The organism is Cupriavidus sp. SIMBA_020, assembly GCF_046535395.1.
In the GTDB taxonomy this organism is placed as follows: Bacteria; Pseudomonadota; Gammaproteobacteria; order Burkholderiales; family Burkholderiaceae; genus Cupriavidus; species Cupriavidus campinensis.
The window spans coordinates 13,452-28,005 of sequence record NZ_JAWRWU010000006.1 but is presented as its reverse complement, the minus strand read 5'-3'; the positions used below and the strand labels follow the sequence as shown (position 1 = coordinate 28,005).

General features: G+C 68.5%; 15 protein-coding genes. 10 read left to right on the top strand and 5 right to left on the bottom strand.

Going from position 1 to position 14,554, the window contains the following annotated elements; genetic code table 11:
• Window positions 1-99: 99 nt before the first annotated feature.
• The 4 genes from SB751_RS13495 (at window position 100) to SB751_RS13480 (ending at window position 4,472) form a co-directional block, all read left to right on the top strand.
• Complete coding sequence (locus tag SB751_RS13495; RefSeq protein WP_144198235.1) at window positions 100-1,461, top strand: GntP family permease; 1,362 nt, start codon at window positions 100-102, stop codon at window positions 1,459-1,461.
• Between the two features lie 126 nt (window positions 1,462-1,587).
• Entirely contained in the window at window positions 1,588-2,769 is a 1,182-nt protein-coding gene (locus SB751_RS13490; RefSeq protein WP_144198234.1) for an ABC transporter substrate-binding protein, read from the top strand.
• Window positions 2,770-2,892: 123 nt separating this feature from the next.
• Complete coding sequence (locus SB751_RS13485; protein ID WP_144198233.1) at window positions 2,893-4,155, top strand: PQQ-dependent sugar dehydrogenase; 1,263 nt, start codon at window positions 2,893-2,895, stop codon at window positions 4,153-4,155.
• Between the two features lie 38 nt (window positions 4,156-4,193).
• Entirely contained in the window at window positions 4,194-4,472 is a 279-nt protein-coding gene (locus SB751_RS13480; protein WP_144198379.1) for a c-type cytochrome, read from the top strand.
• Here SB751_RS13480 and SB751_RS13475 read toward each other — a convergent pair.
• The 5 genes from SB751_RS13475 to SB751_RS13455 all read right to left on the bottom strand — a co-directional run bounded on the left by SB751_RS13475 (window position 4,451) and on the right by SB751_RS13455 (window position 8,169).
• A complete protein-coding gene (locus SB751_RS13475) occupies window positions 4,451-4,738 on the bottom strand; it encodes a hypothetical protein (RefSeq protein WP_144198232.1) in 288 nt (95 codons plus the stop codon). The two genes, SB751_RS13480 and SB751_RS13475, sit on opposite strands and share 22 nt — an antisense overlap.
• A gap of 102 nt (window positions 4,739-4,840) precedes the next feature.
• Complete coding sequence (locus SB751_RS13470) at window positions 4,841-5,545, bottom strand: ABC transporter ATP-binding protein (RefSeq protein ID WP_250025430.1); 705 nt, start codon at window positions 5,543-5,545, stop codon at window positions 4,841-4,843.
• The gene (locus SB751_RS13465; protein ID WP_144198230.1) at window positions 5,538-6,290 is read right to left on the bottom strand and encodes an ABC transporter ATP-binding protein; all 753 of its coding nucleotides are present in this window, start codon (window positions 6,288-6,290) and stop codon (window positions 5,538-5,540) included. The genes SB751_RS13470 and SB751_RS13465 overlap by 8 nt, the downstream gene beginning before the upstream one ends.
• Window positions 6,287-7,309 (bottom strand): branched-chain amino acid ABC transporter permease, encoded by a 1,023-nt coding sequence (locus SB751_RS13460; protein ID WP_144198229.1) that lies wholly within the window; start codon window positions 7,307-7,309, stop codon window positions 6,287-6,289. The genes SB751_RS13465 and SB751_RS13460 overlap by 4 nt, the downstream gene beginning before the upstream one ends.
• Window positions 7,306-8,169, bottom strand: coding sequence for a branched-chain amino acid ABC transporter permease (locus SB751_RS13455; RefSeq protein WP_186296861.1), 864 nt, complete (start codon window positions 8,167-8,169; stop codon window positions 7,306-7,308). Before SB751_RS13455 ends, SB751_RS13460 begins: the two co-directional genes overlap by 4 nt.
• A gap of 167 nt (window positions 8,170-8,336) precedes the next feature.
• Here SB751_RS13455 and SB751_RS13450 point away from each other — a divergent pair, with 167 nt between their 5' ends.
• The 6 genes from SB751_RS13450 to SB751_RS13425 all read left to right on the top strand — a co-directional run bounded on the left by SB751_RS13450 (window position 8,337) and on the right by SB751_RS13425 (window position 14,547).
• Window positions 8,337-9,269: an aldo/keto reductase gene (locus SB751_RS13450; protein ID WP_144198227.1), complete on the top strand. Its 933-nt coding sequence runs from the start codon at window positions 8,337-8,339 to the stop codon at window positions 9,267-9,269.
• Window positions 9,270-9,278: 9 nt separating this feature from the next.
• Entirely contained in the window at window positions 9,279-10,637 is a 1,359-nt protein-coding gene (locus SB751_RS13445; RefSeq protein WP_144198226.1) for an NTP/NDP exchange transporter, read from the top strand.
• A 97-nt stretch (window positions 10,638-10,734) separates the two neighbouring features.
• The gene (locus tag SB751_RS13440; RefSeq protein WP_410748121.1) at window positions 10,735-11,841 is read left to right on the top strand and encodes an S-(hydroxymethyl)glutathione dehydrogenase/class III alcohol dehydrogenase; all 1,107 of its coding nucleotides are present in this window, start codon (window positions 10,735-10,737) and stop codon (window positions 11,839-11,841) included.
• An 11-nt stretch (window positions 11,842-11,852) separates the two neighbouring features.
• Entirely contained in the window at window positions 11,853-12,701 is an 849-nt protein-coding gene (gene fghA / locus SB751_RS13435) for an S-formylglutathione hydrolase (protein WP_313817187.1), read from the top strand.
• 31 nt (window positions 12,702-12,732) lie between these two features.
• Window positions 12,733-14,205, top strand: a complete 1,473-nt coding sequence (locus SB751_RS13430) for an amidase (protein WP_410748120.1) — start codon at window positions 12,733-12,735, stop codon at window positions 14,203-14,205.
• 93 nt (window positions 14,206-14,298) lie between these two features.
• A complete protein-coding gene (locus tag SB751_RS13425) occupies window positions 14,299-14,547 on the top strand; it encodes a hypothetical protein (protein ID WP_211942659.1) in 249 nt (82 codons plus the stop codon).
• Window positions 14,548-14,554: the final 7 nt, after the last annotated feature.

Here is a 14,554-nt window from a genome sequence, read left to right as displayed (position 1 = left end):
ACCGATTTTTCAACCCGGCCGCTAAGCCCCACAGGAATAGCGGCCTTTTCATAGCGGAAGCGGACCGTCCTCCGGACGGCACCCGCGCAAGGAGACAATATGGGTGCCGTAACAGGAACCACACTCCTGGTCTATGCGCTGATCGCCGTGATCGCGCTGGTCATACTGATCGCCAGGTTCAAGCTCAACCCGTTCATCACGCTGGTGGTGGTGTCCGTCGCGCTCGGCTTTGCCGTGGGCATGCCGATGGGCGACATCATCAAGTCGTTCGAGGCCGGCGTGGGCGGCACGCTGGGCCACATCGCGCTGGTGATCGGGCTGGGCACCATGCTCGGCAAGATGATGGCCGAGTCGGGCGGCGCCGAGCGCATCGCGCTGACGCTGATCGACTTCTTCGGCGAGAAGAACGTGCACTGGGCCATGGTGACCATCGCGTTCATCGTCGGCCTGCCGGTGTTCTTCGAGGTGGGCTTCGTGCTGCTGGTACCGATTGCCTTCAACGTGGCCAAGCGCACCGGTACCTCGATGGTGCTGGTGGGCATTCCGATGGTGGCCGGCCTGTCCGTGGTGCACGGGCTGATCCCGCCCCACCCGGCCGCGCTGCTGGCCGTGACGGCCTATGGCGCCGACATCGGCAAGACCATCATGTACGCGCTGATCGTGGGCATTCCCACGGCAGCCATCGCCGGCCCGCTGTTCGCCAAGCTGATGGACCGCTACGTGAAGCTGCCCGATGTGAACCCGCTGGCCGTGCAGTTCACCGAGGAAGACGAAGGCGTCAAGGCCACGCACGCCCTGCCGAGCTTCGGCATCACGGTGTTCACCATCCTGCTGCCGGTGATGCTGATGCTGATCGGTAGCTGGGCCGACCTGTTCACCACGCCGAAGACCTTCGCCAACGACTTCCTGAAGCTGATCGGCAACTCGGTGATGGCGCTGCTGATCGCCGCACTGGTCAGTTTCTACACCTTCGGCAAGGCGCGCGGCTTCAGCCGCGAGACGATCCTGAAGTTCACCAACGAGTGCGTGGCCCCCACGGCCATCATCACGCTGGTGGTGGGCGCCGGCGGCGGCTTTGGCCGCATCCTGCGCGACTCGGGCATCTCCACGTCCATCGTGGACGTGGCGACCAGCGCCCACGTGTCCGTGCTGGTGCTGGGCTGGCTGGTGGCGGTGATGATCCGTATCGCCACGGGTTCGGCCACGGTGGCCATGACCACGGCGGCCGGCATCGTCGCCCCGATCGCTGCCAGCGTGCCGGGCACCCGCCCGGAACTGCTGGTGCTCTCCACGGGCGCCGGGTCGCTGATCCTCTCGCACGTGAACGACGGCGGCTTCTGGCTGGTGAAGGAGTACTTCAACATGTCCGTGGCGCAGACGTTCAAGACCTGGTCGGTCTGCGAGACCATCATCTCGGTGGTGGCGCTGGGGCTGACGCTGGCCCTGGCAACGGTGGTCTGAGCCTTGGTTTTCCCCCTCTCCCGCCTGCGGGGAGGGGGAGCGAAACACGGGATTGCGCACAGCCGCCCTCCCCCCTACACTCCCGTTCGATGCGGCCGCCTAGTACCGCACTTTCGGGAGACTTCGATGACCTTCACCCCGCTGCGGCGCGCCGTCCTGGCGTGCGGCGCCCTCGCCGTCCTGGCATTCCCCGCTTCCAGCTTTGCCGCCGATCCGGTCAAGATCGGGCTGATCGCCCCGTTCTCGGGCAGCTTTGCCGACTACGGCAAGCAGATGGAAGGCGGCGTGAAGGCCTGGCAGAAGCTCCACGGCGACACCGTGGGCGGCCGCAAGGTCGAAGTCATCCTCAAGGACACCACCGGCCCGGTGCCGGACGTGGCCAAGCGCCTGGCCCAGGAACTGGTGGTACGCGACAAGGTGGACATCCTGGCCGGCTTCGGCCTCACGCCCGAGGCGCTGGCCGTGGCCCCCATCGCCGAGCAGGCGAAAAAGCCGATGGTGATCTTCAACGCGGCCTCCTCCGTCATTACCACCAAGTCGAACTACATCGCGCGGGTCTCGATGACGCTGCCGCAGATCTCGGCGCCGATGGCGACCTGGGCGGTGCGCAACAACATCCGCAAGGTGGTCACGCTGGTGGCGGACTACGCGCCCGGCATCGACGCCGAAACCGCGTTCAAGACCAACTTCCTGGGCGGCGGCGGGCAGATTCTCGAGTCGATCCGCGTGCCGCTGCGCAACCCCGAGTTCGCGCCGTTCATCCAGCGCATCAAGGACGCCAGGCCCGAAGCCGTATTCCTGTTCCTGCCCGCCGGCGAACAAGGCGTGGCGTTCATGAAGGGCTTCCGGGAGCGCGGGCTGGCCGCCGCCGGCATCCGCGTGATTGCCACGGGCGACCTGACCGACGACCATGTGCTGCCGGCCATGGGCGACGCCACGCTGGGCGTGATCACCTCGTTCCACTACTCCGCCGCCCATGATTCGAAGGAAAACAAGGCGTTCCTGAAGGCGTTTGCCGAGGCCAACCCGGGCGCCGGCCGGCCCAACTTCATGGCCGTGGCCGCCTTTGACGGCATGGCGGCCATCTACGAGGCCCTGAAGAAGACCGGAGGCGCCACGGACGGCGACAAGTTCCTGGCGGCGCTCAAGGGCATGAAGATCCAGAGCCCGCGCGGCGCCATCACCATCGACCCGGCCACCCGCGACGTGGTGCAGACCGTTTACATCCGCAAGGTGGAAAAGGTCAACGGGGAGCTTTACAACGTCGAGTTCGACAAATTCGACGGGGTGAAGGACTCCGGCAAATAAGCCGGCCCGGCGGCGGCCGCCCTGAAAATCTTTTATTGCGTCGTCAAGAAAGTGCATGACGCGGGTGCCGATTCTTGACCTAAGCTGTTTGATGCACACAAGAAGAACTCCGGAGACGACAAAATGATCAGGACTGCCATATCTTCCGCGGCCGCCGCCGCGATGTTCCTGGCCCTGGCACCTGCCATGGCCGCCCCCGACAACCTCCAGAAGCTACAAAGCTTCAAGCCGACCGGCACCGCCACGCCGGAAACCGTGCCGCAGACCGGCGCGCGCGCTGATGCCATCCGCGAGAACCTCAAGACGATCAAGCTGCCGCAGGGCTTCAAGATCGAGCTGTACGCGGTGGTGCCCGAGGCCCGCCACATGGCGGTGGAGCCGTCCACGGGGGTGGTCTTCGTCGGCACGCGCAAGACCAAGGTCTGGCAGGTGACGGACCGCAACAAGCGCCGTGTGGCGGACGACGTGGTGCAGTTCGCCAGTTCCGTCTCGTTCAAGGTGCCCAATGGCGTCTGTTTCTCCCCGGACGGCATCCTCTACGTGGCCGAGCAGAACCGCGTTCTGGCGTTCCCCGCCGCCCAGTTCTTCGGCGAGGGCGGCCCGGACGTGGCTGTCGGCGTGGTCGTGCCGCAGGGCAAGCTGGTCCCGACCGAGTTCGAGAGCTTCAACCACGGCGCGCGCGCCTGCCGCATCGGCCCGGACAAGAAGCTCTACGTCGCCCTCGGCCAGCCGTGGAACGTGCCGCCCAAGGACAAGCTGGCCGCCCTCGACAAGAATGGCGTCGGCGGCATCATCCGGATCGACCAGGACGGCAAGAACCGCGAGGTCTATGCCCATGGCGTGCGTAACTCCGTGGGCCTGGACTTCAGCCCGGTCGACAAGATGCTCTGGTTCACCGATAACCAGGTGGACGGCATGGGCGACGACCAGCCCCCCGGCGAGCTGAACCGGGCCACCAAGGCGGGCCAGAACTTCGGCTTCCCGTGGTATGGCGGCGGCAAGGTCCGCACGGTCGAGTACAAGGACGCCAAGCCGCCGGCAGACGCCGTCTTCCCGGTGGTGGAGTACGCCGCCCACGCGGCCGACCTCGGCATGTCGTTCTATACCGGCAAGATGTTCCCGGCCAAGTACCAGAACGGCGTGTTTGCGGCCGAGCATGGCTCCTGGAACCGCACCAAGCCGATTGGCGCCCGGGTGGTGTACACGCCGGTCAACGCCGACGGCTCGGTCGGCGCCACCGAGGTCTTCGCCGAAGGCTGGCTGACGGCCAACGGCGAGTACATGGGCCGCCCGGTGGACGTGCAGCAGTTGCAGGACGGCTCGCTGCTGGTGTCCGATGACTACGCCGGGGCGATCTACCGCATCTCCTACGCGGGGGCCAAGTGACGCGACAGGGTTCCCTGACAATCGCCGCCTTGCTGGGAATGACCGTGGCCATGGCCGGGGCGCCGGCCATGGCTGCGGACGCCCAGGCCGGCAGGGCCCGCGCGCTGCAGTGCCAGGCCTGCCATGGCCTGGACGGCAAGTCGAAGCTGCCCGAGGCGCCGCACCTGGCCGGCCAGAACGAGACCTACCTGGTGAAGGCGCTCAAGGACTACAAGACCGGCGCGCGCAAGGACGAGATGATGAACCTGATGGCCAAGCCGCTGACCGACAAGGACATCGCCAACCTCGCGGCGTTCTACAGCGGCTTGAAGCCGTGACCGGAGCGTGCCTTCGGCGGCGACAGCACCGAGATGGCTGACGCCGCCTCGCGCCGGATCAGCCGCATGATCAGCGCGGCGCCGGCGTTGCCGAAGTCCGGCGAGGCCGCGTTATCCAGCGCCGCCGACATCACCCCCAATGCTTCCTGTATACGCTCCAGCTGACGCAGCGCGGGGGCCGACGGCGCCATCGGCCCGGGAAACCCCGGTGTCCCCAACATGCCGGGTGTAATGGACGTGCGGGCGGCGGGTCTTGGTTTTTGCATGGCGATCTCCTTCTGGCTGAGCGGATGATTCCGATCCATGCATTCTGGGAATGAAACTGGCCCAGCGATATGAGACGTTTCTGAAAAGCGATCGGACCAGTCCTACGCCGCCACGCTGACCAGCCGGTCCAGCAGCGCCCGGTCCGCCAGCAGCGCGGCGCTCTCGCCGGCATGCACCACGCGCCCCCGGTCGAGCACCACCGCGCGCTGCGTCATCGCCAGCGCCAGCCGGGCGTGCTGTTCCACCACGATCACCGCCATGCCGCTGTCCGCGATCAGCCCGGCAATCACCCGCCGCAGTTCCTGCACGATGATCGGCGCCAGCCCTTCCATCGGCTCATCCAGCAGCAGCAGCGACGGATTGACCATCAGCGCGCGCGCAATCGCCAGCATCTGCTGTTCCCCGCCGGACAACTGGTTGCCGAGGTTCTTCCGGCGCTCCTCAAGCCTCGGAAAAACCTGAAAAACGCGGGGGATGTCCCACGGCCCGGGGCGCGCCACGGCGCTCAGGTGTTCGGCCACGGTCAGCGACGGAAACACCCAGCGCTCCTGCGGCACCCAGCCGATACCGCCCTGCGCACGCCGGTGTGACGCCATGCGGGCAAGGTCGCGCCCCTGCCAGTGCAGCCGCCCGCCGCGCAGCCGCGTGAAGCCCATCAGCGTGGCCAGCAGCGTGGTCTTGCCCACGCCGTTGCGGCCCAGCAGCGCCAGGCTGTCGCCGGCGGCGAGCGTCAGGTCGATGCCGTCCAGCACCAGCGCATCGCCGTAGCCCGCGCTGACGCCCTCCATCCGCAGCAAGTCAGTCATGGGCGGCCTCCCCCAGGTACACCTCGCGCACACGCGGGTCGGCGGCGATTTCAGCCGGCGTGCCCTCGGTCAGCACGCGGCCCGCCACCAGCACCGTGATGCGCTCGGCGAAGCGGAACACCAGGTCCATGTCGTGCTCGATAAAGACGATGGTGATGTCGCGCGGCAGGCCGGCGATGACCGCGAACAGCTCCGCGCTCTCGCCCGTGGGAATGCCGGCGGCAGGTTCGTCCAGCAGCAGGATCGACGGCCGCGTGGCCAGCGCCAGCGCCATCTCCAGCAGCCGCTGCTTGCCGTAGGGCAGTTGGCGGGTCTCCACGTCGGCATCGGCGTCCAGCCGCAGCATGGCCAGCACCGCCATGGCCTCGTCCACGAGGGCCGTCTGGGAGGCCACCGTGTGTGCCCAGATGCGTGCCGCCCCGGTGCGCTCGGCCACCGCCAGCACCACCGATTCGAGCACCGTCAGCCCCGGGAACAGCGTGTTGATCTGGAACGTGCGCGTCATGCCCAGCCGCACGCGGGCGTGCTGGGGCAGCGCGGTGATGTCCTGGCCGCCCAGCCAGATCCGCCCCGCCGAGGGCGGCAACGCCCCGGTCAGCAGGTTGATGAAGGTGGTCTTGCCGGCGCCGTTCGGGCCGATCAGCGCGTGGCGTGCGCCCGGCGCGAAACTGAGCGAGATGTCGCTATTGGCGGCGAAGGCGCCCCAGGTCTTGCCGAGCCCTGCCGTGCGGAGCATGGCCGTCATGGTGCCGCCCCCCGGCCCCGCCGCAACCGGCCCGCGATGGCGCTGGCCGCGCCCATCACGCCGCCCTTGGCGAACAGCACCATCAGCACCAGCAGCAGGCCGATCCAGAACTGCCAGTAGACCGGGTTGATGCCGGCCAGCACGTCCTGCGCGATCATGAACAGCGCCGCGCCGACCAGCGCGCCATAGAGCCGGCCCGTGCCGCCGAGCACCAGCATGACCAGCAGCTCGGCCGAACGCGGGAAGCCCAGCACGTCGAGCCCGACGAACTGCGTGGTCTGGGCCAGCAGGCCACCGGCCACCCCAGCCACCGCCGCCGACACCGCGAACACCGCCCCGAGCCGGCGCGGCACGTTGGCGCCCAGCGCCGGCATGCGCCGCACGCCCTCGCGCACGGCGCGCAGCGACAGCCCGAACGGCGACGCGACGATGCGGCGCACCGCCACGAACAGCAGGAAGGTCACCACGAGGCTATATATATAGGCAGTCTTGCCGAACAGGTCGAATTCGAACAGCCCGAGCACCTTGCCCATGGTCACGCCGGACAGCCCATCGACCCCGCCAGTCAGGAAGGCGGCCTTGTTGGCGGCCTCGAACAGCATCAGGCCAATGCCGAGCGTGACCATCAGCCGGGTCAGGTCGCCGCCGCGCACCACCAGGAAGCTGCACAGCCAGCCCGCCAGCCCGGCCACGGCGCCGGCGGCCAGCAGGCCGGAAATTGGCTCGCCCCAGCCATGCGCGCCCAGCAGGCCCGCCGTATAGGCGCCCAGCCCGAAGAAGGCCGCGTGGCCGAGCGAGACAATGCCGGCATAGCCGAGGATCAGGTCCAGCGACAGCGCGAACAGGCCGGTAATCAGGATCTGGCTGCCGAGGATCAGGTAGTCAGGCAGCAGGAAGAAGACCGCCACCGGCACAAGCCAGAAGACGATTTCGGCCGGATGCCAGCGGCCATCGGGCAGGCGGTGGCGCAGGGCGGCCGCCGGCTGGGCGGCGTGATCGGTACGCAGCACGGATTTCATGCGCGCCTCCCGAACAGCCCGGCCGGGAAGGCCACCAGCAGCACCACCATCATCGCGTAGATCACGAACGCGCCCACCGCCGGCACGTAGTACTTGCCGGCCACGTCCGCCACGCCGAGCACGATCGCCGCGAGCAGCGAGCCGCGGATGGAGCCGGCGCCGCCCACGGCCACCACCAGCAGGAAATACACCATGTACTTGAGCGGGAAGGCTGGATCGAGCCCGAGCACGTCGATGCCCAGCCCGCCGCCAAGACCCGCCAGCCCGGAGCCGAGCGCGAACGTGAGGCTGAATACCCGCTCCACGTTGATGCCGAGGCCGCGCGCGGCCTGCTGGTGATCCACCGCCGCCCGCACCTGCGCCCCGAAGCGCGTACGCGCCACCAGCCACCCCAGCGCCAGCGTGATCACCACCACCACACCGATCAGGAACAGCCGATAGGCGCCCAGGTCGATCCCGGCCACCTGCACCTGCCCGATCAGCCACTCAGGAAGCGCCACCGGCTGCTGGCCGGGGCCGAACAGCCACGTGGCGCCAGCCATCGCCATGAAGGTCAGGCCGATGGAGAACAGTACCTGGTCGAGGTGGCTGGCCTGGTACAGGCGCCGATAGAGCGTGCGCTCCAGCCCCCAGCCGACCGCCGCCGCCCCCAGGAAGGCCAGCGGCAGCGCCGCCAGGAACGGCACGCCGGCGCGGTTCATCAGCACCACGGCCACATAGCCGCCGAGCATGGCAAAGGCGCCATGAGCCAGGTTGACGAAGTTCATCAGCCCCATGGTCACGGACAGGCCAATGCTGATCAGGAACAGCAGGCTGCCGTACGCCAGGCCGTCGAACAGCACGCCAAGGAAACTCGCGATCACCGGGGTTGTCCTCCGTTTTCAGGGTTGCCGCCGGATTGTTCAGTGTGCGCCGCTTTTTTGCAATCGGGCCCCACCCGCCCGCGCCGGATGTTGCCCTGTTGTCTGGTTTACATCGCCCCGGCCACGCGCTAACGTCCTGAAACCCGACCGCGAGGGACATTGCCATGCCGATCGACCGCCGCACCTTCCTGGGATTTTCCGCCGCGCTGGCCGCCTTGCCGGCCACCCCTGCCCTGGCCGCCGCGCATGCAGCCGCTCATGCCGCCACCGTGGAGGCGCCGATGCGGCGCAAGATCCCGGGCACCAACGTGCAGTTGCCGGTCATCGGCATGGGCACGGCGGATACCTTCAACGTGGGCACCGGCGCCGACGAGCGCACCCCGCTCACCGAGGTCATGGCGCTGTTGCTGCAGCGCATTCCCGGCGCGGTGGTGGACACCGCGCCCAGCTACGGCAGCGCGGAAGCCGTCACCGGCGACCTCCTGCAGGCGGCCAAGGCCCGCCAGCGGGTGTTCCTGGCGACCAAGATTTCCACCAGCGTGGCGCAGGTGCCGGCGCAGTTCGCCCGCTCGCTGTCCGATCTCCACGTGGAAAGCGTGGATTTGCTGCAGGTGCATAACCTGATCGACTGGCAGAACAACCTGCGCTGGCTGCGCCAGCAGAAGGAAGCCGGCAAGACACGCTACATCGGCATCACCCACTATCGGGAAGACTCGCACGACACCCTGGCGCAGATCCTTCGGCACGAAAAGATGGATTTCCTCCAGATCAACTACTCGGTGGGCGAGCGCAACGCCGAGAAGACGCTGCTGCCGCTGTGCGAGGAGCGCGGCGTGGCGGTGCTGATCAACCGGCCGTTCCAGGATGGGCGGCTGTTCAGCGCGGTGAAAGGCAAGCCGGTGCCCGACTGGGCCGGCGAGGTGGACTGCACCACGTGGGGCCAGCTCTTCCTGAAGTTCGTGGTCAGCCACCCGGCCGTGACGGCGGCTATCCCGGCCACGTCCAAGCCGCGCAATATGGCCGATAACCTCAGCGCGGCGTTCGGCCGCATGCCCGATACGCGCGAGCGGGCCCGCATTGCCGCTGCGCTGGCCTGAGCGCCGGCCATGGCTGCGCCCCCGCCTCTACCTGACACCGCCCGGCCGCTGCAACGCGGCTTCGGCATGCGCCCCGGCGAGGCCCCCGCCGTGGTGGCGGGCTTCCTGTTCTTCTTCTGCCTGTTCGCCAGCTATTTCATGCTGCGGCCCGTGCGCGAGACCATGGGCATCGCCGGCGGCGTGCAGAACCTGCAATGGCTGTTCACCGCCACCTTCGTGGTGATGCTGGTGGCCATTCCGTTCTACGGCGCCTGCTGCAAGTGGCTGCCCCGGCGTCGATTCGTGCCGTGGGTCTACGCGTTCTTCATCGCCAACCTGCTCGGCTTTGCCTTCGCCACGCGGGCGATGCCGGACAACGTATGGCTGGCGCGCGTGTTCTATGTCTGGCTCTCGGTCTTCAACCTGTTCGTGGTATCGGTGGCGTGGAGCCTGATGGCCGATGTGTTCCGTCCCGACCAGGCCAAGCGGCTGTTTGCGCTGCTGGCGGCGGGTGCCAGCGCCGGTGGGCTGGCCGGTCCATTGCTGGGTGGCTGGCTGGTGGGAAGCATCGGGCTGACGGGGCTGATGGTGCTGTCGGCGGCGCTGCTGGCCGCCACGCTGCCGGGCGTGGGCTTCCTGTTCGGCTGGCGCCGCCGCGCGGGGGCTGGCATGGCGGGCGTGGGCGGTGCCGGTGCCGGGCAAGACCCGGCCGAGCCGGTCGGCGGGGGGCTCTGGGCGGGGCTGGTGCTCGTGGCGCGCTCGCGCTACCTGCTTGGCATTGGCGTGTTCGTGATCCTGCTCGCCACGGCGAGCACCTTTCTGTACTTCGAGCAGGCCAAGCTCGTTGCGGCCACGTATCCGTCGCGCGCCCAGCAGACGCAGGTCTTCAGTGCGCTCGATGCCACGGTGCAGGCGCTGACCATCGTCATCCAGCTGTTCTTCTCGGGCCGCGTGGCGCGGCGCTACGGCGTGACCGCGCTGCTGACCGGCGTGCCCGTGCTGGTGACTCTCGGCTTCCTGGCGCTGGCGGTCTGGCCGACCTTCGCGGTGCTGGCCGGTGTGATGATCGTGCGGCGCGTGGGCGAGTACGCGCTGCTGCGCCCCGGGCGCGAGATGCTGTTCACCGTGGTGGACCCGGAAACCAAGTACAAGGCCAAGAACGTTATCGACACGGCGGTCTATCGCGCCGGCGACGCGGTGAGCGCCTGGGTGCGCACCGCCATCGACGCCATCTCCGGCCACCCCGCTTCCGTGGCGCTGGCCGGCGCGGTGCTGGCCATCGCGTGGGCCTGGCTGGGCTGGTGGCTGGGCCGGCGGCATGAAGGCCAGCTGACACCGGCCGGGGACGCGCCCACCGTGCTCGCACGCGGCGCGCCGGGCGGCCGATAATCGAGCATCCGTCTGGCCGCGCGCCGCCGATGGCCGTATAGTCGTGACCTGTTCGCGCGCCAAGCGCGCCGCCCCACACGCTTGCCTAGGAGCCCCCATGAAGACCAAAGCCGCCATCGCCTGGAAAGCCGGCGCCCCGCTGACCATCGAAGACGTCGACCTGGACGGCCCGCGCGCCGGCGAGGTGCTCGTGGAAGTCAAGGCCACCGGCATCTGCCATACCGATTACTACACGCTGTCAGGCGCCGATCCGGAAGGCATCTTCCCGGCCATCCTGGGCCATGAGGGCGCCGGCATCGTCACCGACGTGGGCCCGGGCGTGACCTCGCTCAAGCCGGGCGACCACGTGATCCCCCTCTACACGCCGGAATGCCGCCAGTGCAAGTTCTGCCTGTCGCGCAAGACCAACCTGTGCCAGGCCATCCGCGCCACGCAGGGACGCGGCCTGATGCCGGACGGCACCTCGCGCTTCTCGATCGACGGCAAGCCGATCTTCCACTACATGGGCACGTCCACCTTCGCCAACCACATCGTGGTGCCGGAGATCGCGCTGGCCAAGATCCGCCCGGATGCCCCGTTCGACAAGGTCTGCTACATCGGCTGCGGCGTGACGACCGGCGTGGGCGCCGTGCTGTTCACGGCCAAGGTGGAAGCTGGCGCCAATGTGGTGGCATTCGGCCTCGGCGGCATCGGTCTGAACGTGATCCAGGCCGCCAAGATGGTCGGCGCGGACAAGATCATCGGCGTGGACCTGAACCCCGGCCGCGAGGCGATGGCGCGCAAGTTCGGCATGACCCACTTCGTCAACCCCAAGGACGTGCCGAACGTGGTGGACCACATCGTCCAGCTCACCGACGGCGGCGCCGACTACTCGTTCGAGTGCATCGGCAACACGCAGGTCATGCGTCAGGCGCTGGAGTGCTGCCACAAGGGCTGGGGCAAGTCGATCATCATCGGCGTGGCGGAAGCCGGCGCGGAGATCTCGACGCGCCCGTTCCAGCTGGTGACGGGCCGCGAGTGGAAGGGTTCGGCGTTCGGCGGCGCACGCGGCCGCACGGACGTGCCGAAGATCGTCGACTGGTACATGGACGGCAAGCTCAACATCGACGACCTGATCACGCATACGCTGCCGCTGGACCGCATCAACGAAGGCTTCGACCTGATGAAGCGCGGCGAATCGATCCGCTCGGTGGTGCTGTACTGATGCAGACCGACCTGGAACTGCTCGCCGAGCACGGCTGCCACGGCGGCGTGCAGCGCTTCTACCGGCACCACTCGGCGGCCATCGGGCTGCCGATGCGGTTCTCGGTGTTCCTGCCGAAGGAAGCGCTGGGCACGGGCACCGCCCGCGTGCCGGCGCTGTTCTACCTGGCCGGGCTGACCTGCACCGAGGAAACCTTCCCGATCAAGGCCGACGCCCAGCGCCACGCCGCCGAGCACGGCATGATGCTGATCTCGCCCGATACCAGCCCGCGCGGGGCCAACGCGCCGGGCGAGGCCGACAGCTGGGACTTCGGCGTCGGGGCCGGCTTCTACGTGGATGCCACCGAGGCGCCGTGGCACATGCACTGGCATATGGAGAGCTACGTGGCGAGCGAGCTGTTCGCCATCGCCACCACGGAACTGCCCGGCGATGCCGCGCGCGTGGGCATCTTCGGCCATTCGATGGGCGGCCACGGGGCGCTGGTGCTGGCGCAACGCTATCCGCACCGTTTCCGCTCGGTGTCCGCCTTCGCGCCGATTGCCGCGCCGATGAAGTGCCCGTGGGGCGTCAAGGCGTTCAGTGGCTACCTGGGCAACGATCCGGTGCGCTGGGCCGAGCACGACGCCAGCGAGCTGATGACCGGGCAGGATGCACCGCCCTTCCCGGCCGGCATCCTGATCGACCAGGGTCTGGCCGACCGCTTCCTTGAGGAACAACTGCATCCGGAAGCGTTCGAGGCTGCCTGCAAGGTGGCCGGCCAGCCGCTGACGCTGCGCCGCCACGCCGGCTATGACCACGGCTACTACTTCATCCAGACGTTCATTGCCGACCATATCCGGCACCACGCCGCCCAACTCTGACTCTGACTCTGACTCTGACACCGAGCACGCCATGCCTTACGCCGCCGATCCCATCGTCATGCTGTCCGCGCGGGCGCTGTCGCAGGCCATCCACGGTGGCGAAGTATCTTGCCGGCAGGTCATGGCCGCCTATCTGGCCCATATCGCGCAGGTCAACCCGGGCAGCAACGCCATCGTGGCGCTGCGCGACGAGGCGGCGCTGATGGCCGAGGCCGCCGCCGCCGACGAAGCGCTGGCGGCGGGCCGCTCCGCAGGCTGGATGCATGGCATGCCACAGGCGCCCAAGGACCTGGCGATGACGCGCGGCATCCGCACCACCTTCGGCTCGCCGATCTACAAGGACAACGTGCCGGCCAGCGATGGCGTCGTGGTCGAGCGCGCGCGGCGCGCCGGGGCAATCCTGATCGGCAAGACCAACACGCCCGAGTTCGGGCTGGGCTCGCAGACGTTCAACCCGGTCTACGGCGCCACGCTGAATCCGTACGATGCCACGCGCACGGCGGGCGGCAGCAGTGGCGGCGCCGCGGCGGCACTGGCGCTGCGCATGCTGCCCGTGGCGGACGGCAGCGACTTTGGCGGCTCCCTGCGCAACCCGGCCGGCTACTGCAACGTGTTCGGCTTCCGGCCCTCGGCGGGCCGCGTGCCCTACGGCCCCACGCCCGAACTGTTCCTGCCGCAGCTTGGCTGCGAAGGGCCGATGGCACGCACGGTGGCGGACCTCGCCCTGCTGCTGGCCACGCAGGCCGGCCCGGACACACGCACCCCGCAGGCGTTGCCGGCCGACCCGGTGCTGGCCTCGCTCACGCCGGCAAACGTGGCGGACGTGCTGCGCACCGACCTCACCGGCAAGCGCGTGGCCTGGCTGGGCGACTGGGGCGGCTACCTGCCGATGGAAGACGGCATCCTGCCGCTGTGCGAGCAGGCGCTGCGCTTCTTCCCGGACTTCGGCGTCAGCGTGGAGGCCATCGGCGCGCCCTACCCGCCCGACAAGATCTGGCAGGTCTGGCTGACCCATCGGCATTTCCTCGTCGGCAACGCGCGCATGGCGCTCTACCGCAACCCGGCCACGCGCGCACAACTGAAGCCCGAGGCCATCTGGGAGATCGAAGGCGCGCTGAACCTGACCGCCAGCGACCTCTACACCGCCAGCACCGAACGTTCGGCGTGGTACAACGCGCTGCAACGCACCTTCGCCACGTTCGACTACGTGGCGGTGCCCTCGGCGCAGGTGTTCCCGTTCGATGTGAAGCAGCCGTGGCCGAAATCGATCGCCGGCCGGCAAATGGATACCTATCACCGCTGGATGGAGGTGGTGGTGGCGTGGACGCTGTCCGGCTCGCCGGTCATCAGCGTGCCGGTGGGCTTCAGTGCGGAAGGATTGCCGATGGGCATGCAGCTGATCGGCCGCCCGCGCGACGACCTGGGCGTGCTGCAACTCGCGGCGGCCTATGAGCAGGCGCGCGACTGGGTGGGTAGCCGGCTGCCGCCGGCGATGGTGGACTGACCTCGGCCGACTGACCCCAGCGGATTGATCCCAGCGGACTGACCTCGGTGCACTATCCTGAAGGCTCCCCATCCCCGTAGGAAGGAGCCTGCCATGGGCACTTCACGTCACATCGCCCTGGCGCTGGGCCTGCTCTTCGCGAGCGGTGCCGCGCTGGCGCATAACTGCCCCAACGAGATGAAGGCCATCGACGCGAAACTGGCGACCAAGCCGGCGCTTTCGCAGGCCGACATGACCAAGGTCCAGAAGCTGCGTGCCGACGGCGAAGCGCAGCACAAGGCCGGCAATCACGACGCCTCGATGAAATCGCTAGGCGACGCGAAGAAGATCCTGGGAATCTGAGCCCCGG

Excerpts from the sequence above, each read along its gene's own strand:
- SB751_RS13475 (WP_144198232.1), bottom strand. The coding sequence starts at position 4,738 with ATGCAAAAACCAAGACCCGCCGCCCGCACGTCCATTACACCCGGCATG.
- SB751_RS13480 (WP_144198379.1), top strand. The coding sequence starts at position 4,194 with ATGACCGTGGCCATGGCCGGGGCGCCGGCCATGGCTGCGGACGCCCAG.
- SB751_RS13450 (WP_144198227.1), top strand. The coding sequence starts at position 8,337 with ATGCCGATCGACCGCCGCACCTTCCTGGGATTTTCCGCCGCGCTGGCC.
- SB751_RS13490 (WP_144198234.1), top strand. The coding sequence starts at position 1,588 with ATGACCTTCACCCCGCTGCGGCGCGCCGTCCTGGCGTGCGGCGCCCTC.
- SB751_RS13465 (WP_144198230.1), bottom strand. The coding sequence starts at position 6,290 with ATGACGGCCATGCTCCGCACGGCAGGGCTCGGCAAGACCTGGGGCGCC.
- SB751_RS13470 (WP_250025430.1), bottom strand. The coding sequence starts at position 5,545 with ATGACTGACTTGCTGCGGATGGAGGGCGTCAGCGCGGGCTACGGCGAT.
- SB751_RS13430 (WP_410748120.1), top strand. The coding sequence starts at position 12,733 with ATGCCTTACGCCGCCGATCCCATCGTCATGCTGTCCGCGCGGGCGCTG.
- SB751_RS13460 (WP_144198229.1), bottom strand. The coding sequence starts at position 7,309 with ATGAAATCCGTGCTGCGTACCGATCACGCCGCCCAGCCGGCGGCCGCC.
- SB751_RS13495 (WP_144198235.1), top strand. The coding sequence starts at position 100 with ATGGGTGCCGTAACAGGAACCACACTCCTGGTCTATGCGCTGATCGCC.
- SB751_RS13440 (WP_410748121.1), top strand. The coding sequence starts at position 10,735 with ATGAAGACCAAAGCCGCCATCGCCTGGAAAGCCGGCGCCCCGCTGACC.
- SB751_RS13485 (WP_144198233.1), top strand. The coding sequence starts at position 2,893 with ATGATCAGGACTGCCATATCTTCCGCGGCCGCCGCCGCGATGTTCCTG.
- SB751_RS13425 (WP_211942659.1), top strand. The coding sequence starts at position 14,299 with ATGGGCACTTCACGTCACATCGCCCTGGCGCTGGGCCTGCTCTTCGCG.
- SB751_RS13445 (WP_144198226.1), top strand. The coding sequence starts at position 9,279 with ATGGCTGCGCCCCCGCCTCTACCTGACACCGCCCGGCCGCTGCAACGC.